We start from the raw sequence: 19388 nt of genomic DNA on the forward strand, positions 1-19388 counted from the left end.
GATGAGACGTGCGTACGCGATCCTGCTCGCCCTGTGCTGTGCGCTCGCCGCGGCCCTGGTGACCGCCGGCCCGGCCCAGGCGGCACCGCAGACGATCACCAGCGGCACGCAGTTCACCGACACTTCGGGCAACCCCGTGCACGCCCACGGCGGCGGGGTCATCAAGGTCGGCTCGTACTACTACTGGTTCGGTGAGGACCGCAACTCCGACAACACCTTCCGCTCCGTGGACGCGTACCGCTCCACCGACCTGAAGAGCTGGGAGTTCCGCGGCCACGTCCTGACCCAGTCCTCCGCCGCGGAGCTGGGCACCGCCTACATCGAGCGTCCCAAGGTCATCTACAACGCCGCCACCGGCACCTTCGTCATGTGGATGCACAAGGAGAACGGCGTCGACTACAGCCAGGCCCGCGCCGCCGTCGCCGTCTCCAAGACGGTCGACGGCACCTACACCTACCAGGGCAGCTTCCGCCCGCTCGGCCAGTACATGTCCCGCGACCTGACCACCTTCGTGGACAGCGACGGCACCGCCTACATGGTCTCGGCCGCCAACGAGAACCACGACCTGCACCTCTACAAGCTCACCGCCGACTACACCGGCATCGACAGCCTGGTCGCCAACCCCTGGCCCGGCGGCCATCGCGAGGCACCCGCACTGTTCAAGCGGGGCGGCGTGTACTTCATGCTGACCTCGGGCGCCACCGGCTGGAATCCCAACCAGCAGCAGTACGCCACCGCCACCTCCCTCGCCGGCCCCTGGACCGCGTGGACGAACGTCGGCGACTTTGCCGCCTACGGCTCACAGACCGCGTACGTCCTTCCCGTGCAGGGCAGTTCGGGCACCTCGTACCTCTACATGGGCGACCGCTGGGGCAACGCCTTCGGCGGCACCGTCAACGACTCCCGGTACGTCTGGCTGCCGCTCTCCTTCCCGACCTCCACCTCGATGTCCCTGTCCTGGTCCCCGGAGGTCACCGTCGACACCGCCGCGGGCACGGTGACCGGCACGAGTGCCACGTACAACACGCTCGTGGCCCGGCACAGTTCCAAGTGCGCCGACGTGCCGAGCCAGTCGCTGTGGCAGGGCGCCGCGATCAGCCAGTACACCTGCAACGGCGGCGCCAACCAGAAGTGGTGGTTCAAGAACCTGGGCAACGGATACTACGAGCTGCTGGGCCGGGGCAGCTCCCTGTGCCTGCAGGAGAACGCCTCCGACGTCAACCAGGAGAACTGCACCGGCGCCACCGCCCAGCAGTGGTCGGTCGTCACCTCCGGCTCGTACGTGAACATCAAGGCCCGCACGAGCGGCGAGTGCCTGGACGTGTCCGGCGCGTCCACCGCCAACTCCGCTGCACTCATCACGTACACCTGTAACGAAGGCACCAACCAGCAGTGGATCAGGGGCAGTTGATCGAAACCGTCACGACCCACGGCATTCCAGCCATCCCCGACCGTGCCCGCCGGAAGCTCATGGACTTGCAGTCCGGGCACCGGTGAGCTGCGGACGACGCCGGCGGGCAGGCACGCCTTCCGGATCACCAGCCGCCTGCCCCTGGCGTCCGACATCGGACGCCAGGGGCAGCACAGCTACCAGGTGCTCGCCGCGGCGAGATTCCCGTCCATCCCCCCCCGCCCCTGCCCCGAGTCACGCAGCTGAATATCAGCGTGCGGAACGGGAGCTGCACCCTCTGATTCGCAGGAGTTGTTGCCGTCAGAGCTGTCGTCAGCTCCGAGGGGGTGATACCGCCACAACAACGGTTTTCAAGACCGTTCCCTTCGGCCGCTCGGGCAGCCCACCTGCGCCCCGGCCTACCTGGGACGGAGCGGGTACAGCGCATTGGGATCGGAGGTGATCGTGGGGGTGTGGTCCACACAGGGTCCACTGGCTCTGTTCGCTCGTCCAAGTTCAGCTCTGAGTCGCGCCCCAGTGCGGGGCTCGGAGACCGAGCCCGGCCTCGCTCGACATCACCATTGTCCCCGACCCCGCCCTCCCTGGGCGGTGACCAACAGCCTGCCGGCGACCTCAGTCGAGGGCTGCACCGGCGCCCACCCAGTGCGTAACCTCGTCGCCAACGGGATGTTGAAGTGATCAACGCTGTGGAAACAGTACCGGGCTGTAATGTTGCGCGGGTTGTCGCAGGAGGGGATACCGCGTGGCCACAGCAAAGTCGGTACTGTTCGACCGGGACCAGCACAAGCTAATCCTGGCTAACGGCCAGTCTCGCAACGGGTTCGATGTAGACAATTTCCTGGTCCACGTCGATGACCTTACAGGAATGCGTCCGACCGATTTGAAGGGGGCTCTGAAACGGGCAATGGGCGGCGACGAGGTCACGGTCAACGTCACCCGTGACGACAGCGTCGACGACGAGTATTCCATCGCCGAACCCATCTCAATTAAATTCTCCGAAGGGGCGCTGTCGGTATCGGTCGGCCACGCCACTGACGAGTACGACGATGAAGAATCTGCGACCGAAACACTTTCGACCCCGTTGACTCCTTACCTGAAACGCCGCCGAGCCTGGGTAGCGAATGTCGAGATGAACCCAAACTATTATCATCCGCTCATTTGGGACGTCGAAATATCGTGCTCACCACGAGGACGGGACATGGCCCATCTGTTCCGCATCGCCGAAGGCGCCCTGGCTCTGCTCCAGGCATTTGAGAGCGGAAAGCTCACCCGCGAGACGACTCTCGACCTGCTTCGTTCTGGCAACGCTCAGGTTTTGATCGGACAGGAGGAGGGTCCTTGGCTCGACGTGAAGAGCGCCCACTACGATCTCCAGTCACCCTCAGGGAAGATTTCCATCGCGCAAGCGGTAGCTCGCTTCGCCAACGCTGAGCACGGCGGGATCGTCGTAGTCGGCATGCGCGGAAAGAAGGTGCCCGGAGGAGAAATTATCAGCAGCATCTGTCCTGTGCCGGTGAATGGCCGAACGCTCCGCAGTTATCAGACGGCGATCGAGCAGCACCTCTATCCACCGCCAGACTATCTAGACATCGAGCTGGTGCCCGCCGACGGTGGAAGTCTGGTGGTTCTGCATATCCCACCTCAGCCCGAGGAGCACAAGCCGTTCCTTGTTCACGGGGCCATTGTGGACGGGGATGTCGAGGGTGCTTTCATCAGCATCGTTAGACGCCGCGGTGAATCTTCCATCCCGATTACTGCTCCAGCCGTGCACGCCACATTGGCTGCTGGTCGTGCGCTTCTTCGGCGCGGGGAGATACCCAAGAACTAGGGATGACCATCCCTGCCAGTTCGGGTCCGTAAGTTATTGGGCGACTGGGACGGGTGCCGGATGTAACTGGGCGAGCCGGGGGCACTTCCTGCCCTGTAACACTCCACACGCGGCACGCGGCCTCGGTACCGTCAAGGGTAGAAGCCCCGACGGATGGAGCACGATGCCTCGCCGCCTGCTGGACCGCCGGCGCCTCACCTACAGGGGGGCGCGCTGATGCTGGAAGAAGCCGAAGAGATCGGCCGTCGCGCGCGCCGCGCCCGACTCCGCCTCGGCATGACGCAAGCCGACCTCGCTGCGGCCCTGGGCAAGACGCAGGGCTGGGTGTCCAAGATGGAACGCGGACACATCGAACTCGATCGCGTCGGCCTGCTCAACCTGCTCGCCTCGGAACTGCACGTACACCCGAACGACCTGATCGGGCGGCCGTACAACAGCTCCCCGGCCGAGAATCAGTGGCAGGTCTCGGCCGCAGCGATCATGCGTGAGCTGCGCCGCTACGACCTCGCTCCCGTATTTGACGGAACCCCCCGCCCAGCTGGTCAGCTGTGGCAGGAAACCACCCGTCTGCACCGCCTCCGCGACGCTGCTGCGAACGTGGCGATCATGCAGGTGCTCCCCGACCTGTTCCGTGAGGCGCGTGCCCTGGCCGAAGTCTCCACGGGCCACGAGCAGGAAGAGGCGTATGCGATCTACGCAGTGTGCTGCAAGTTCGCTCACACTGCCGCGCACGCCCTTGGACACCCGGAGCTGGTCGCCATGGCATGCGAACGGGCCGCATGGTCCGCACGGCTATCGGCCGACCCGGTGATGCCTGCCGTCGCAGACTGGATGCGCGTCTGGGACATGTGGGCCACAGCGGACTGGGATGACTCCATTGCCCTCTCGGACAAGGCAATCCGCAGCGTGCAGCAGGAATACGACCGGGGTGAGCCGCTGGCCGTGCGGGCGTGGGGGTCACTGCAACTGCGCGCGGCTGTCTCGGCTGCGCGGGCCGGTCGCAAGGCGGAAGCGAAGGACCGGATCAAGCACGCGCGGGGTGCAGCCAAGCGGATGACGGAGGCCGTCGGCCCTCCGGTCTACGACCGCCACAGCCTCACCTTCTCGCCGGGCAACGTGCAGATCCATGCAATCAGCGTCGCCCTGGAGATGCATGAGCAACGCGAGGCGCTGTCGATAAACCGGCGCACGAGCAAGGAGCTGGTCGAGTCGCTTCCCAACTCCCGGCAGGGTCACCACCACATGGACCTGGCCCGCGCTTGGCTGTGGGACGGGAACCGTGACAAGGCACTGAAGGAACTGGAGAAGGCCGAGAGCACCGCCCCCCAGCTCGTCCGCAATCACCCCATCGCCCGGTCAACCCTGCGGAGCATCGTGTACGCCGAGCGGGCGAGCACCCGTGAGAAGCTGCGGCGCATGTCAGACCGCTTCCACCTCGACGGCTGAGGGTCGTATTCCTGCGGTTCATATTGGGCCCCGGAGATATTCCTAGCTTCGGGGCATGGCCGAACGAACTGCGAAGCAACTTCCCGTTCCTGGCGCTGAGTTAAGTGCGGGCTCCCCGTTCCACCCCCGCCTCGGCGACCTGGCGCTCGACCTCGCCAAGGCAGGCAAGATCGGCGTAGTCGTCGCCCTGCCGAGCGACTCCTCGGCGTCGTACCAACTGCGCCCGCCGGGCGGGGGAGAAGATTGGCGTGCCAAGTCGGACGGGACCACCCTGCGCCCCGTGCCGGTCCCGGTCACGCACGTCACCCCCATGCGGCGCGACGCCATCTACGACCACCGCGCCCAACAGGCAGCGCTGCCGGTCACCGTTCACTACGAAGACGGCGGCACCTGCAAGACGGTACTCGTGCTTACCCCGGCCCAAGTCGAGCTGTACTCCATCCAGTTCACACAGCTCATCGCCGCGAGGGAATCGGCACGGGAGTATGCGCGGTGAGCCGGGCCGTGCTGACGCTCGCCCCGCCGGCCTCTGCACGTGCCTCGATGCGGTCGCCCATCGCCTTCCGCTGTGAGGCGACCGCCCACGACCTCAGCAGCTCTCGCGAGATCTTGCTCGCCACCTGCCGTGGCCGTTCCCCGCGCCTCGCCGCCCGCTGGCTCCGCGCGGAAGCTCACCGCCTCGCCCGGCTGCTGTCCCCGACCCCTGATGCTCTGTTCCTCCGAGACGCGCCCCTCACGACCGCTGGTCCGGACTTTCCTCGCCCTGACGCAGACCTGCGTGCGTGGGCAGACGATGACCGCGCCTACGAGCACGCGTTGCGCTCCCTCGCCACGGGCCGAGCGTTCATGTTCACCGTGACGGACTACGACGCCCGGTACTACCTCCGCGTGTACCCGTTGCCCATCCGCCGACAGGCACCGCCACCGGCCCCCGTCCCCGCCCGGTGCCCACCCCACTCCTCGGCGGGGACGGGTCGCCATCGAAGACCCCGTGGGCGGCGCACATTCCGATGACTCCCGCCCCCGCGCCTTTCCTGGTTCCCCCCCGGCGCGGCGGCGCGTCCACCACTCGACCGCTGAAGCACACCCGCCGCTCTGCGGCGCAGTCCTGCCCATCTACCGAGGGGAAGACGCGGTGACCACCTATCCCGTATCGCCGAACACCGTGCTCGCCAACGCGCTCACGAATGCGGAGGACCTGCTCAGGCCGCACATCGCCAACGCGGAACCCGAGCGGATCGTGTTCGTGGTGGGAACGCAGATCAACGGAGCCCCGCACATCGGAACGTCCCTGGTCCAGTCGCTCACCTTCGCCACGGCGGCCCGCATCCGAGACCGGTTCGGCGTCCCGGCCGTTGTGCAGTTCGGTGCTCTCGACAACGCCGCGTACGCCATCGTCACCGACAAGGAGAGTGGTCACCGCTACCAGCGGGCCTACGGTCATGCCCTCGGCGCGGCCGGCATCGCCGAGCAGATCGACAAGCTGTACCGACCGCTGTTCACCGCGCTCTCTGAGCGGCTGAAGGTGCCGTTTTCGGTCGAGACGTACACCCAGCAGCAAGCAGCCCAGCACTTCCGGCGTACCTGGCTGCGAGTGCTGCCCCGCATGGACGCTGCCCGCTGGTACCTGTCCCCGTCATCGGGTGTGCCGCATGTCCGTGTTCCCTGCCCGCGTCCCGGCTGCGGGTGGGCCGAGAAGTACGCCGAGCGGACCCGCGTACGTGACGACGGCTTCGAGCGGGCAACGGTCTCGGCCGTGTGTCTGCTTCATGGCGAGTACGAGGTCGTCATCGAACCCACCGATGGCGGATACCTGGACCTGGCCACCCTGTACCGGAACCTGGTCAAGGAACTGATGATCAGCGGGGCAGTCGGCACGCTGTACGTCATGGTCAAGGGCAGCGACTGGATGCCCGGCTGCATCCTCGTCGACGGTGCCCTACAGGCGGTCGGCCTCACCCGCGGGCAGTTGCCCGCCCGACTGTTCTGCCCCCAGGTGGTCACGGACACGGGCGCGAAGCTGTCCAAGTCCCTCATCCGCGAGGGGCGCGCACCCTTGCCCGACGGCGCGGCCCCGTGGATGCTCGACACCCGAGAGTGGCCCGGCTCGTTGGCTGAGTACGTCGACCGCTTGCTCGGTCTGACAGACGTGCTACTCGCCGACCCCCGCCACTTCTTCCGCTCGTACTCGGCCGGTGTACTCGGCCGGCTCATGTCCACTGCAACAGCTAGGAGCGTTCCCGCCCGATGACGGAAACAGCCGCCGCGCGCGTCCGCGAACTGAACCTCTACCGCCGGTACTTCGGCCTCGTCGCCGCCGGTCAGAAGACGATCGAGGTGCGGGTGAAGTATCCCCACCTCGAAGATCTGGCCGCCGGAGACGTCATCCGCTTCCGAATCAAGGGCACGGACGAGACCTGTGACGTCCTGGTGAAGCGGGTCACGGAGTACAAGACGTTCGAGGAACTGCTCGACGGGGAGGGCTCGGCGAACGTCAACCCGGCCTCCTCCCGCGAGCAGCAGCTCGCCAACATCCGCGAGATCTACCCGGCGGATAAGGAAGCGCTCGGCGCGCTCGCCATCGAAATCGAGCTGCTGCCCCATTAAGCCCGCCGCGTGGCCCCCGCTCCCCCGAGGGGGACAGCGCGGCTTCCTCGGCGCCCGCGCTACGAGCGGCGGGCGCCAATAAGAGACCGGACCACCCCTCAGCCTGGACAGCGATCCGGGGTGGTCCGGTCCTGGAATCCCTGGTCAGGACCCCGGTGCCGATGGTACCGGGGCGGTCGGCGTGCTCGAACGCGGGTGCGGCTGCACCCCCCTTTCAAGGTCGACTGGACCCCGCCCGAGACTGACGACGAGATCGACTTCCGGTTCGTGCCCGGACCTAAGCTGGCGAAGGCGCTGATCGACGCTGCCGGCGAACAGGGCGAACGCGGGCGGCACCTGAAAGCGTTCTTCGGCTGCCTCTACTACGCGGCCAACCGCCCTGGTGAGGCTGCCAGTCTGCGTGAGGACGACTTCACCATTCCCGAAGAGGGCTGGGGCGAAGTCCTGCTCTCCACGAGCATGCCCCGAGTCGGCTCCGGATGGACCGACACGGGCGAGTCGTTCGATACACGCGGCCTGAAGAAGCGGGCTCGCAAGGCGACCCGGCCGGTGCCCATTCCGCCCGTGCTCGTCCGCCTGGTCCGCGAGCACATCAAGGAGTTCGGCGCGGCCGAAGACGGTCGGCTGTTCCGCGCGTCCCAGGGCGGCCACCTCCTGTCCAAGGAGTACGGAGAGGTCTGGAAGGCGGCTCGGCTCGCGGTGCTGACAGAGTCCGAGGCTGCCTCACCGCTGGCTGACGTGCCGTACTCCCTGCGCCACGCGGGCGTCTCGCTCTGGCTTGCGTCCGGCGTCTCCCCCGCCGAAGTTGCACGCCGGGCAGGCCACAGCATCGCGGTTCTGTTCCGGTTCTACGCCAAGGCGATTCACCGCAACCAGCAGCACTCGAACGAACGGATCGAGCGGGCTCTGGAAGCAGCAGCCGAAGAGTAGTCCGGCCAGGCCAGACCATGCCGCCACGATGTGAGTCACGTGCGCGTCGCCCTCACTGGCAATCAGTAAGTTTGGGGGCGACGCATCTTCGTACGTTGACGTGACTCTGAACGCGTCACATCACTCCCTGTTCAGGGACGCCGGGAGTTCTGTGGGGTGCCATATCGCGGTCCGGCGGCCCTCTTCAGCTCGTTGCGGAACCGGTTGGGATCGACTCTGCTGGCGGTGTCCCGTCCGTAGAGCATGAAACCACCGCCCTGACGGGTGGTGACCCCGTTTGCGACGAGCCATTTGGACGTCGGCTCGTTCGTCTTACTGAACCATGCGACGACCTCATGCTTGCCGGCGGCGTTTCTTTCGACAGTGATGGCTTCCAACGTGTCCCATCGGACCGTGAAGCTCTTGAGCTTCCGGTTCTCCCTCACCCAGCGGCTGAAGGTGATGCCGTCGTCGTGGATGGTGACTACATCCGAGAGATCAAAGCGTCCCCGCCACCAACCCACCAGCTGTAGGCCCAACCCGAACACCGAGCCCAATACGAACCAGCCCACGAACATATGCCCGATAAAGGTGCCTGCCGAATCCGAGGCAGAGTGTTCGGCCCAGACGAGGCTGATGACGGGGCCGGCAAGGAGGATTCCTGTACAGCCCAGGCCGTAGGACGCGAAGCCGTCGACGGGATCTTCGTCATATGCCTTCTTCAGCTCGGCTCGTGTGTTGGTGAATTTCACGGTTTCGGGCCGTACTGGCTTCTTGGGCGGCTCTTTGACAGGGGGCTTCGGAGGCTTGGGAGGCGCAGTGAGCATCACCAACGCATCGGGAATGGTGGGGCGTTGGGAGGGGTCCTTCTCCAGCAGGCCGGTGATGAGAGCGGCCAGCTGACCGGCCTTCACCGGTGGGCGAGGGGGCTCGGTCAGGGCGGCGGTGGGATTCCCCGTTGGGAACGGCATCGCGCCCTCCACTGCCGCGTACAGCGTCACGCCCAGTGAGAACAGGTCCGCCCGGCCGTCGCTTTGCGCGCCGTGAAGCCGCTCGGGGGCTATGAAGCCGGGCGACCCGATGACGAGAGCGGTCGCCGTCAGGCGTGGATCGGTCTGCCCGACGGCGATCCCGAAGTCCGCGAGGAGCACCTCTCCGCTGTCGGTGAGCATCACGTTGGCCGGCTTCACGTCCCGGTGAACCACACCTGCCTTGTGAGCCGCCTCCAGCGCGCTGAGCAGTGCCTGGGCGATGACAGCGGCACACTCAACTCCCAGCGGGCCGCGTTCCTGCAGTTCCTCCGCCAGCGAGTATCCCTCCACCAACTGCATGACGATCCAGGGGACTTCGTCCACCTCGACGACGTCATGCACAGTGACGATATGGGGGTGATCGCGCAGCCGGGCGGCGTTGCGAGCCTCTCTTCCCGCGCGGGCCAGTAGTTCTGCGCGCTCCTCGTCCGGCAGCCTGCTGCCCAGATGGACCTGTTTCACCGCCACGTCTACGCCCAGAGCTGTGTCGTGAGCCCGCCAGACTTGGCCGAACCCGCCGGCACCTAGCCGATGGTCCAGCCTGTACCGGCCGCCGATCAGCGTTCCCGGCTGCGTCCCACTCGTCATCGCTCCCCCGTTCGGCATGGGTCGGCGTACCCGATGCGTCTCTCTTCAGATCGATATGAAGAGGAGACGAAGACTCCCCTTCGCCGGGTTCCGGCCGTGCAGGCACAAGGCCGAGAACCGGAAGTACGTACACACCTTCCCTGCCGTTGTCACTAACATGCCAGCACCCGGGCCCGTCGATGGTGCACCAACGGCTGATCATCGACCGCGAGAAAGTGCCTGGTGTCGTTCACGGCCACATATCCCCTGAACAGCTGGCAGACGTCAAGCGTCTGCACCACTGACCGTCTGGTCCACCCGTCTGGTCCACGCCTGGTCCACACGCACTGATCCGCAACGCGACAGGGGCGAAATCAGGTGAGACAGCCCCAATGCAGAAGGGGTGCCTCTCAACGAGGGGCACCCCTTCTGACGTGCACATCTATGACCTCTGCGGATGCGGTGGGATTTGAACACACGGTGACATCGCTGCCACGACGGTTTTCAAGACCGTTCCCTTCGGCCGCTCGGGCAACCCGCCTCAGCCCCGTCCCACCTGGGCCGGAGCGGGCTACAGCCCACCGGCCTCCGGCCTCGCGCGGGGCTTGTGGTCCACACGGGGTCCACTGGCTGACTTCCACGCCTCGGGGCCACCCGCTGGGCAGTATCTGCTCTGCCTGCCACCGACGTCCGGGTTACCGTCAGCTCTGGCAGCCGCAGTCGCTTGCAGCCTTCGCCTCAGCGACGGTAGCCGATGGATCGGCGGCCTGCTCGCCGGACGTGCAACAGGCGGTCACACCACAGCAAACACCGGCTGCGGAGGAGCCGTTCGCGTCGGTCGCGCCGGCGGGCTTGACGGCGCGGACGATGGCGGAGTGCATGCCGTCGGCAACCGGGTGGGTGGGAGTGATCTCGACATCCGTGAAGCCTGCGGCCTCCAGGCCCTGGCGGTATTCGGTGAAGGAGAGTGCGCCGGCGATGCAGCCGACGTAGTCGCCGCGCTCAGCTCGCTGCTCGGGTGTGAGGGTGTCGTCGGCGACGACGTCGGAGACGCCGATGCGGCCGCCGGGCTTGAGGACGCGGAAGGTCTCGGCGAACACGGCGGGCTTGTCGACGGACAGGTTGATCACGCAGTTCGAGATCACCACGTCGACGGTGTTCGCGGGCAGCGGGATGGATTCGATGGTGCCCTTCAGGAACTCGACGTTCGTCGCGTCGGCCTTCTCGGCGTTGGCCAGGGCCAGGGCCAGCATCTCGTCGGTCATGTCCACCCCGTACGCCTTGCCGGTGGGGCCGACGCGTCGGGCGGAGAGCAGGACGTCGATGCCGCCGCCGGAGCCGAGGTCGAGGACGCGTTCGCCCTCACGCAGTTCTGCGACGGCGGTCGGGTTGCCGCAGCCGAGTGACGCGGCGACGGCCTCAGCGGGCAGGGCGTCGCGCTCGTCGGCGGCGTACAGGGTCGAGCCGAAGTTCTCGTCGACCTCGACCAGCTGCGGTCCGCACCATGCGGTGCCGCCCTCGGTCACCGTCACGGCCGCCGCGGCGTAGCGCTGACGGACGGTTTCGCGCAGGTCAGTGGACTGATCGCTCATGACTCACTCCCAGGTGACGGGGTATGGCGGTGCCCCGGAACGGCCTGTATCGACGTTCATTGATGCAACCTTGCGCCTTGAATCGAAAAACGTCAACATAGAGGCATGTCGAAACAAGAGCTCGAGGTGATCGGGCAGGACACCGCCTGCTGCGCAGGACTGTCCGCCGCGCCGCTGAACGAGGACCAGGCGGCCGAGTTGGCAAAGGTGTTCAAGGCCCTGGGCGACCCGGTCCGGCTGCGGATGATGTCGATGATCGCCTCGCGTGGTGAGGGCGGCGAGGTCTGCGTGTGCGAGCTGACGCCGGCCTTCAAGCTGTCCCAGCCGACGATCTCCCACCACCTCAAGCTGCTCCGGCAGGCCGGGCTCATCGACTGCGAGCGGCGCGGGACGTGGGTGTACTACTGGGTGCTGCCCGGTGTCCTGGACCGGCTCGCCGCATTCCTGACCGCGCCGCAGACCGCCGGAGCCACCGCGTGACCGCGCCCCTGGGCCGACGGCTCGCCGCTGAAGCCGTTGGAACCGGGCTGCTGGTGGCAGTGGTGGTCGGCTCGGGTATCCAGGCGACCGAGCTGTCGCGCGACGTGGGTGTGCAGCTGCTCGCCAACTCCCTCGCCACCGTCTTCGGCCTGGGCGTGCTGATCGCCGTGCTCGGGCCGGTTTCCGGCGCGCATTTCAATCCGGCGGTCACCCTCGCCGCCTGGTTCGCCGGCCGCCGCAAGGCCGACGGCCTCACCCTGCGGGACGTGGCCGCGTACGTACCCGCACAGATCGCCGGAGCCATGGGCGGGGCGATCCTGGCCGACGCGATGTTCGACAAGCCGCTGGTCAATTGGTCTACGCACGACCGGTCCGCCTCTCACCTGTGGCTCGGTGAGGTGGTCGCTACGGCCGGGCTGATCCTGCTGATCTTCGGACTTGACCGCATCGGCCGAGCATCCCTTGCACCGGCGGCCGTGGCCTCGTACATCGGGGCCGCCTACTGGTTCACCTCCTCCACCTCGTTCGCGAACCCGGCAGTGACCATAGGCCGGGCTTTCACCGACACCTTCGCCGGCATCGCTCCCGCCTCCCTCGCCCCGTTCATCGCTGCGCAGCTGGCTGGAGCCGTGCTTGGGCTGGGCGCCGTCCTGACGGTGTATGGCCGTCCTGCCCCCGCCGGGGACCAGGTCGTCGTACCGCACGGCGAACCCGAACTCGCCTCCTCCTGATCCACTCCGCTCTCCTGGAAAGACGCCCGCCATGAGCACCCCCGCCTCGTGCCCCTCGGTCCTGTTCGTCTGCGTCCACAACGCCGGCCGCTCCCAGATGGGCGCCGCGTTCCTCACCCACCTCGGCGGCGACCAAGTAGAGGTCCGCTCGGCGGGCTCTGCCCCAGCCGACGCGGTCAACCCCGCCGTCGTCCAGGCCATGGCGGAGGTCGGCATCGACATCTCCGCCGAGACACCGAAGGTCCTCACCACCGAGGCGGTGCAATCCTCGGATGTGGTGATCACGATGGGCTGTGGGGACGCCTGCCCGGTCTTTCCCGGCAAGCGGTACCTGGACTGGCAGCTGGACGACCCGGCGGGCCAGGGTGTCGACGCGGTTCGCCCCATCCGGGACGCGATCGAACAGCGGGTACGCGGTCTGCTCACCGAACTCGATATCACTGCAGCGGCATGACGGCTTGCGGCCAGGCAGATGTAGCAGCGCGTATCAGTGGCAGCCGCTCTCGTGATCGTGTGCCAGATCTTCCATGTACTCGATGGAGCGAGCCTCAACCTCGCGAGCTCGGGTGAGTCCTACTCCCTCGGGAGGTATCGGTTCCTCCCGTACGAAGGCCCCCAGGCAGTCCAACGCCCCCTTCGGACGGGCCCTGGAGGCACTTGCCTGCATCCTGCCTGCATGGATCAAGGACTTGCGGCACTTGTGTCTGCGGGTGTTGGCCTCTTGGGTGCGACCGGGGGCGCGGTCCGCCCGCGCGGCAGAGGAGTGATCATTCTCATGATCAGCTTCTCCAAACTCCGGTCGAATCAGGCCAGTTGGCGACTTCGTCTGATGGCGGCCCGATAGAGGCACCACGGTGAGCATCCCGATCACCGACAAGGAAGAGGGATACATGCACACCACCAGCAAGCTGGCCGCCGTCGCCACGGCGGCTGTCTCACTCGCACTCCTCACGGGTCCCACGTCCGTCGCATCGGACTGGACCACCGATATGCGAGTGACTCGGCCGGGCGGCTGCACCTTCTATCCCTCCCTGGACGGGACGGGCAAGCCGCTCGCCGCCGGTGCCTGGACGGAACCGCAGAAGCACTGGGTGGGCTGGCGGTACCGCGTGAACAAGAACTGGACGCTCGTCCTGGACCACGACCACCACATCAGCGGGAAGCCGCGCTGGGCCTTCGTGGAGACCTCGTGCCTCAAGGGCAACAAGTACTCGGACGGGGCCAAGGACGGCCAGGGCCGGGTCCGCAACCTGTGGGGCAAGGCCTCGCACAACTGGCGCCACGTCGACTTCGGCACGAACCACACGGCCGGCTCCCATACCGTCGGCACCCGCGCCGTGGGGCCCGCCTACATCACCATGCGGGACAAGCCCCGGGCGTTCGTTGTGGCCAACCTCTTCCATGACGACAAATTCAAGATCACGAAGCGGTGCACGAGCCACTCCGACCACGCCTGGATCTACGGCCTGGACCTGCGCTCCCACCGCTGGGGCTGGGTCTCCTCCGGTGCCCTGCACGGCGATCCATGCCTCCACATGCAGTGAGGGTCAGATCACCCGGTGCCCGTTCTCCAGCTCCGCCGCCCCCGAGCCGCCCGCCGGGCGGGTGTCTCTGTGCTGCCATGGCCGCGATCAGGCATCAGGGTTGCGGAAGGTCGGGGAACGCACTGAACCCGCACGACCGGAACGGGCCCTGCACACGTGGTCCCACACGAGCGGGGGGCATCGTCAGCAGCCACCGAGCCGAGATGGGCCGACGCTCTGCGACTCAAGACCGCGCGGCAGGCCTCGCCCTGGAAGGCCCGGCCCACGTTGACCCCGATCCTCGACCCTCGCCGCCCCCGCCGTCCGGCTCGCCACCTCCGCCGGGCGGAACTCCACGGGCGGATTGGTCATGCCTTCCGACGAGGACGAGGACGAGGACGAGGTTGTGGAGCCGGGCGAGCGACCGTCAGGTGGTGGCGGACTGAGCCGTGGAGGCTCGTGGCAGCGCTGCGAGCGCCAGGGTGCGGTGCTGCGCGGGGAGGCGGTGGTGCTCGTTCGGCTCGAGCGGGCCGTCAAGTCGCCGCCCGCCAAGAAGGAGTCGACGGGATCAGGCGAGGAGGTCGACCGCGTCGATCGCCGTGCCCGCGCTGAGATAGCCCGTCGTCCCCGAACCGCTCACCACGTCGATCTTCAGCACGTTGTACTGGCCGGTGTCCGTCAGCCAGGCGCTCGCCGGGATGCTGTAGGTGAACGTGTGGTTGTTGCCCCGGTAGGAGCCCACCGTCAGTGACCGAGTGCTCGGCTGGGTGGGCGGGGAGGGGATGGACGAGGTCCAGGTGCCGTTGAGGCTGATCTGCGGCCGGCCGTTGGCGTAGGCCGTCGTCACGCCGATCCGCAGGGTGTGCGCGGCGGCGGCCTGTGCGGCGGTCAGCCTGAAGTACACCAGCAGACCGCTGTTGACGTCCTTCCAGAGGTACGCCGGGAAGGCGGAGGTCTCGGTGCCGCTGCCGATCACCACGTTGCCGGTCCAGGAGGCGGCCCGAACGTCGGAGGGGTGCGCGTACGTCATCAGGTCCGCGTTCTTGAAGCCGCCCGGGGAGCCGTTCCAGTCGCCGATCCGCCAGATCGCGTTCGCGTGGGAGGGGTCGTTGGACGACGGGACGGTGATCGTGTTGACGCTGGTCGTCGCGCCCGCGGACACGGTCACCTGGGTGCTGTATACGGCCAACTCTCCCTTGTAGACAGTCAGCGTGTATGCACCCGGCAGGACACCGCCGACCGAGAAGTACCCGTCCGACGACCGCGCCGCCCCCCAGTACTGCGCCGCCGAGTTCGCGAGCCCCACCGTGTACGGGTACGCCGTGTTCCGCCCGGCGATCCCGACGCCCGCCACCCGGCCCCGCCCGCTCGCGCCGACGTAGCCGGAGATGCCGAGGGAGTCCGCCCAGGAGGTCGTCAGGGTGCCGGGGAAAAGCGCCGAGGAGGGCGCGCCGCCGTCCGTGAAGGCGATGACGTACGGGCCCTGGAGGCCGTAGCGCTCGGCCTCGGTCTGGTTCTCGCCGTAGTACAGGATCTCGTACAGGCCGCCGCCGTCCGCGCTCTGGTGGCGCAGCAGCGAGCGGTAGAACGGGCCGCCGGAGGCCTTCTCGTGGTTGCTGCGCACGATCCACAGGCCGACGCCGCCGCTGCTCCAGCCGATGTGGTCGTAGTCGATGACCCGGAGCTTCGAGTAGTGCTTGGACCGGGTCTGCCCGTCGGACTTGGCGAACACGTCCGAGGCCTCGACGGTGCTGGTCGTGTACGTGTAGGAGTCCGGCTCGTCGTTGAGGAACAGCCCCGCCTTCACGCGCACGATGTAGCGGCTCGCGGAGACGGAGGAGTCGGCCTTGTTGGTCCACAGGTAGATGTTGTTCTCGCCGCTGCGGGCCGCGTAGTAGTGCTTGAGCGTGCCATGGGCGACGGAGATCAGGATGGTCGAGCCGGACTGTCCGACGGTGACGGTGGAGGTGCCGAGGCCGGACTCCACGTGCGAGTTCTTGCCGCCGTAGCCCTGGTACTCGGTGCCCTTGTAGACCAGCGAGGTGAGGTCGCCGTTGGTCTTGCTCACCTTGAAGACGAGACTCGCGCCGGTGTCGACCACGAAGTCGGAGCCGTCGTCGCTCCAGCCGAAGCCCCCGGCGGACGCGGAGCCGGCGAGCGGACCGGCGAGGGCCGCCGTACCGGCGGCGGCCGCGGTGCCGAGCACGAAGGTGCGGCGTCCGACCGGACTGCTCTCAGCTGCGGACATGGGGGTGCCTCCTTCGGAAGCGGGTGGGGTGCGGGTGTTCGCACTGTGGCAGTTGAATCGATTTCGCGAAAGGGCTTTCGCTCGCTGAGAGTTGGCAGTCTTGTGAAATCGACCCAGGGTCTAGAAAGCGCTTGCCAAAGGCGGTACGGTCCAGCCGCCACCTAGTCGGCGTGACGGAGGAGCCCCGAGTGAGACGTTTCAGCACCGCCCTGCTGGCGGCGGTCACCCTGAGCGGCGCGCTGTCCGCCGTGCCCGCCCAGGCGCACGACCGCCAACCGCCCCTCGGCATCGCCGACTGCACCGCGACCGCCTGCCACTTCGACGTCCCGCCCGGCACCTACGACGTGACCGTCCGCCTCGGCGGCGCGACCGCCTCCAGCACCGCGATCACCGGCGAGACCCGCCGCTCGCTGCTCCCCGAGACCGCCGTCGCGGCCGGCGCACACCTCACGCGCCGCTTCACCGTGAACGTCCGTACCCCCGAGGGCGAGCCCACCGGCCCCGACGGCACCCCCGGCCTGGACCTCGCCCTCGCCGGCTCCGCCCCCGCCCTCGCCGGCATCCGGGTCACCCCGGCCCGGCACGCCCGGCAGGTCATTCTCATCGGCGACTCCACCGTCTGTGACCAGCCCGCCGACCCGTACTCCGGCTGGGGCCAGCAGCTCCCGCAGTACCTGCGCAGGGGACTGTCCGTGGCCAACTACGCGGATTCCGGGGAAAGTACGGTCACCTACCTGCAGAACCCGCAGCTGTGGGCCACCGTCCAGCCGCTGATCCGCCCCGGCGACCTCGTCCTCGTCCAGCTCGCCCACAACGACAAGACCACCGACGAGGCGACCTACCGGGCGAACCTGACGACCCTGGTGGCCGGCATCCGGGACAAGGGCGGCGAGCCGGTGCTCGTGACACCGATCGTGCGCCGCTGGTTCAGCCCCGACGGCACCCTGAACAACACCACGGCCCTGCTGGTCAACGGCCTCGGTGTCGACCTCCCGGCCGTCGTCCGCTCCGTCGCGGCCGCCGAGAACGTCGCGCTGATCGACCTCACGGCGAAGACGAAGGCCCTGGTGGAGTCCCTCGGCGCGGAGGGCTCGAAGTCGATCTACCTCTACAACGAGAAGCGGGACAACACGCACACCTCCGTGCACGGCGCCACCGTCTACGCGGGACTGGTCCGCGACGAACTCCTCGCCCGGCATCTGGTGCCGAAGGGCACCGTGCGGGTGGGATGAGTCCCCTGGGGCGCCCCGACCGGAACCGGGGCGTCCCAGGCCCGCCAGGAAGGAAAGCCACCGCCGTGATCGAACTGCCCGCCGACGACCGCTCCACCAGCCCGTACACCGGCTACACCCGCGCCCACTGGGAGAGTGCCGCCGACGCCCTGCTCGCCGCCGTGGAGCCCTACGCCACCCCCGACCGCGCCCTCTACCACCTCCCCGGCGATCACGTGAGCCACGCGGGCCGCCTCTCCGACGGCCTGGAGGGGTATGCCCGTACGCTCCTGCTGGCCGCGTTCCGCCGGGACGAGACCGCACTCGGCCGCTACGCCGAGGGCCTCGCGACCGGCCCCGGCGGTATCTGGCCGCGCATCGCCGACCGCAGCCAGCCCCTGGTCGAGGCCGCCTCGATCGCCCTCGCCCTGCGGCTGACCCGGCCCCTGCTGTGGGACCGCCTGGACCAGGGCGTGCGCGAGCGCACGGCGTCCTGGCTGGCGGACGCGCTGACCGCCGAACCCTGGCCCTGCAACTGGGAGTTGTTCCCGGTCACCGTGGGCGGCTTCCTCGCGGAGACCGGCCACCGGCCCGAGGCGGCCCGCAAGGCGATCGACCGCGGCCTGGAACGCATCGAGCAGTGGTACGTCGGCGACGGCTGGTACACCGACGGGGACGGCCGCAAGTTCGACTACTACAACGGCTGGGCCATGCACCTGTATCCGGTGCTGCACGCGTGGCTGGCCGACGACGCCGAGCTGCTGAAGCTCTACGGCGACCGGCTCGAACGCCATCTCGCCGACTACGCCCGCCTGTTCGGCGGCGACGGCGCGCCCCTGCACCAGGGCCGCTCGCTGACCTACCGGTTCGCGACGACTGCCCCGCTGTGGCTGGGCGCGCTCACGGGCCGTACGCCGCTGGCGGCGGGACAGACGCGGCGGCTGGCCTCCGGAGCGCTGAAGTACTACCTGGACCGGGGAGCCGTGGACACCCGCGGGCTGCTGACCCTCGGCTGGCACGGCCCCGACCCGGCCGTTCTGCAGAGCTACTCGGGACCGGCCTCGCCCTACTGGGCGAGCAAGGGCTTCCTCGGCCTCCTGCTGCCCCCGGAACACGAGGTGTGGACGGCGCCCGAGGAGCCGGGCCCGGCGGAGCGCGCCGACGCCGTGACGCCGGTCGCCGGGCCCAACTGGCTGCTCCAGTCGACGCGTGCGGACGGCGTGGTCCGCCTCCACAACCACGGCAGCGAGGACGTCCGCTACGACCCCTACTACACGCGGTTCGCGTACTCCACGGTCACCCGGCCCTTCGGATCGCCGCCCGACAACATCGTCCTGGTCGGCGGCGACCCGGTCCGCACGGGCATCGTGCCGCTGGGCGTGGGGGAGGACTGGGCGGCCTCCCGGTACCCGGTGGGTTCCGGCGCGCAGGTGACCAGCCTCGTCGTGGCCGACGGCGCGGTGGAGGTGCGGGCTCATCTGGTGGCGGGGGCGGCTCCCGGCACCGAAGTGCACGTCACGGGGTGGGTGCCCGGGGAGGACGAGTCGGCCGAACTGGTGCCGGTCCACGGCCTGTCGGACGGATTCGCCCTCTTCGGCGTGACCGGCGACGGGCCCACCCTGTTCGTCGCCCTCGCCCGGCTGACCGCGGAACCCGACCCCCTGCCCCTCGCGGATCTGGTGACCGTGGAGGTGCAGGGCGACTACGACCTGACGGTCCGCTGGGCCACGGGACGGCTCGGGCACTTCCGCTTCACGGCCCCGGACGAGCACTCGGCGGGCTCGTCGTGGTCGGTGACGCCCGG

16 protein-coding genes and 1 tRNA gene are annotated in these 19388 nt (G+C 68.2%); 13 read left to right on the top strand and 4 right to left on the bottom strand.

Annotated elements, in window-relative coordinates; translation table 11 throughout:
- Position 1: 1 nt before the first annotated feature.
- The 7 genes from AQI88_RS14195 (at position 2) to AQI88_RS14225 (ending at position 8222) form a co-directional block, all read left to right on the top strand.
- Positions 2-1411: an RICIN domain-containing protein gene (locus tag AQI88_RS14195; RefSeq protein WP_066997660.1), complete on the top strand. Its 1410-nt coding sequence runs from the start codon at positions 2-4 to the stop codon at positions 1409-1411.
- Positions 1412-2153: 742 nt separating this feature from the next.
- Positions 2154-3239 (top strand): ATP-binding protein, encoded by a 1086-nt coding sequence (locus AQI88_RS45895; RefSeq protein ID WP_159050336.1) that lies wholly within the window; start codon positions 2154-2156, stop codon positions 3237-3239.
- Positions 3240-3455: 216 nt separating this feature from the next.
- Positions 3456-4685 (top strand): helix-turn-helix domain-containing protein, encoded by a 1230-nt coding sequence (locus tag AQI88_RS14205; protein ID WP_066997666.1) that lies wholly within the window; start codon positions 3456-3458, stop codon positions 4683-4685.
- 55 nt (positions 4686-4740) lie between these two features.
- Complete coding sequence (locus AQI88_RS14210) at positions 4741-5181, top strand: hypothetical protein (protein ID WP_079057564.1); 441 nt, start codon at positions 4741-4743, stop codon at positions 5179-5181.
- A gap of 639 nt (positions 5182-5820) precedes the next feature.
- Positions 5821-6936, top strand: a complete 1116-nt coding sequence (locus tag AQI88_RS14215; protein WP_066997669.1) for a hypothetical protein — start codon at positions 5821-5823, stop codon at positions 6934-6936.
- The gene (locus AQI88_RS14220) at positions 6933-7292 is read left to right on the top strand and encodes an ASCH domain-containing protein (RefSeq protein WP_066997672.1); all 360 of its coding nucleotides are present in this window, start codon (positions 6933-6935) and stop codon (positions 7290-7292) included. Before AQI88_RS14215 ends, AQI88_RS14220 begins: the two co-directional genes overlap by 4 nt.
- A gap of 195 nt (positions 7293-7487) precedes the next feature.
- Entirely contained in the window at positions 7488-8222 is a 735-nt protein-coding gene (locus AQI88_RS14225) for a site-specific integrase (protein WP_208615782.1), read from the top strand.
- Between the two features lie 131 nt (positions 8223-8353).
- Here the strand turns inward: AQI88_RS14225 and AQI88_RS14230 are convergent, their stop codons facing one another.
- The 3 genes from AQI88_RS14230 to arsM form a co-directional block, all read right to left on the bottom strand.
- Positions 8354-9838: a serine/threonine-protein kinase gene (locus AQI88_RS14230; RefSeq protein WP_079057566.1), complete on the bottom strand. Its 1485-nt coding sequence runs from the start codon at positions 9836-9838 to the stop codon at positions 8354-8356.
- Positions 9839-10251: 413 nt separating this feature from the next.
- Positions 10252-10339 (bottom strand) — tRNA-Ser (locus tag AQI88_RS45900).
- Positions 10340-10500: 161 nt separating this feature from the next.
- Positions 10501-11391 carry an arsenite methyltransferase gene (gene arsM / locus AQI88_RS14235; RefSeq protein WP_066997678.1) on the bottom strand — a complete coding sequence of 297 codons (891 nt, stop codon included), beginning with the start codon at positions 11389-11391 and terminating at the stop codon, positions 10501-10503.
- Between the two features lie 105 nt (positions 11392-11496).
- Between arsM and AQI88_RS14240 the strand changes: the two genes are divergently transcribed.
- The 4 genes from AQI88_RS14240 to AQI88_RS14255 all read left to right on the top strand — a co-directional run bounded on the left by AQI88_RS14240 (position 11497) and on the right by AQI88_RS14255 (position 14146).
- Positions 11497-11871 (top strand): ArsR/SmtB family transcription factor, encoded by a 375-nt coding sequence (locus AQI88_RS14240; protein WP_066997680.1) that lies wholly within the window; start codon positions 11497-11499, stop codon positions 11869-11871.
- Positions 11868-12602, top strand: a complete 735-nt coding sequence (locus AQI88_RS14245) for an aquaporin (RefSeq protein WP_079057567.1) — start codon at positions 11868-11870, stop codon at positions 12600-12602. Before AQI88_RS14240 ends, AQI88_RS14245 begins: the two co-directional genes overlap by 4 nt.
- A gap of 31 nt (positions 12603-12633) precedes the next feature.
- Positions 12634-13056, top strand: a complete 423-nt coding sequence (locus AQI88_RS14250; RefSeq protein ID WP_066997683.1) for an arsenate reductase ArsC — start codon at positions 12634-12636, stop codon at positions 13054-13056.
- Positions 13057-13456: 400 nt separating this feature from the next.
- Positions 13457-14146, top strand: a complete 690-nt coding sequence (locus AQI88_RS14255) for a hypothetical protein (protein ID WP_066997685.1) — start codon at positions 13457-13459, stop codon at positions 14144-14146.
- Between the two features lie 547 nt (positions 14147-14693).
- Here the strand turns inward: AQI88_RS14255 and AQI88_RS14260 are convergent.
- Positions 14694-16373 (bottom strand): rhamnogalacturonan lyase B N-terminal domain-containing protein, encoded by a 1680-nt coding sequence (locus tag AQI88_RS14260; RefSeq protein ID WP_066997687.1) that lies wholly within the window; start codon positions 16371-16373, stop codon positions 14694-14696.
- A gap of 188 nt (positions 16374-16561) precedes the next feature.
- Between AQI88_RS14260 and AQI88_RS14265 the strand changes: the two genes are divergently transcribed.
- Together AQI88_RS14265 and AQI88_RS14270 are read left to right on the top strand one after the other, a co-directional pair.
- Positions 16562-17605: a rhamnogalacturonan acetylesterase gene (locus AQI88_RS14265; protein WP_066997690.1), complete on the top strand. Its 1044-nt coding sequence runs from the start codon at positions 16562-16564 to the stop codon at positions 17603-17605.
- A 68-nt stretch (positions 17606-17673) separates the two neighbouring features.
- Positions 17674-19388, top strand: a 1715-nt coding sequence (locus AQI88_RS14270; RefSeq protein WP_208615783.1) for a DUF2264 domain-containing protein, incomplete at its 3' end; no start/stop codon positions are given.

The organism is Streptomyces cellostaticus (assembly GCF_001513965.1).
In the GTDB taxonomy this organism is placed as follows: domain Bacteria; phylum Actinomycetota; class Actinomycetes; order Streptomycetales; family Streptomycetaceae; genus Streptomyces; species Streptomyces cellostaticus.

Bases quoted from the DNA above. Each gene is read 5' to 3' on its own strand.
- AQI88_RS14260 (WP_066997687.1), bottom strand. From the start codon at position 16,373: ATGTCCGCAGCTGAGAGCAGTCCGGTCGGACGCCGCACCTTCGTGCTC.
- AQI88_RS14220 (WP_066997672.1), top strand. From the start codon at position 6,933: ATGACGGAAACAGCCGCCGCGCGCGTCCGCGAACTGAACCTCTACCGC.
- AQI88_RS14230 (WP_079057566.1), bottom strand. From the start codon at position 9,838: ATGCCGAACGGGGGAGCGATGACGAGTGGGACGCAGCCGGGAACGCTG.
- AQI88_RS14195 (WP_066997660.1), top strand. From the start codon at position 2: ATGAGACGTGCGTACGCGATCCTGCTCGCCCTGTGCTGTGCGCTCGCC.
- AQI88_RS14240 (WP_066997680.1), top strand. From the start codon at position 11,497: ATGTCGAAACAAGAGCTCGAGGTGATCGGGCAGGACACCGCCTGCTGC.
- AQI88_RS14250 (WP_066997683.1), top strand. From the start codon at position 12,634: ATGAGCACCCCCGCCTCGTGCCCCTCGGTCCTGTTCGTCTGCGTCCAC.
- AQI88_RS14205 (WP_066997666.1), top strand. From the start codon at position 3,456: ATGCTGGAAGAAGCCGAAGAGATCGGCCGTCGCGCGCGCCGCGCCCGA.
- AQI88_RS14210 (WP_079057564.1), top strand. From the start codon at position 4,741: ATGGCCGAACGAACTGCGAAGCAACTTCCCGTTCCTGGCGCTGAGTTA.
- arsM (WP_066997678.1), bottom strand. From the start codon at position 11,391: ATGAGCGATCAGTCCACTGACCTGCGCGAAACCGTCCGTCAGCGCTAC.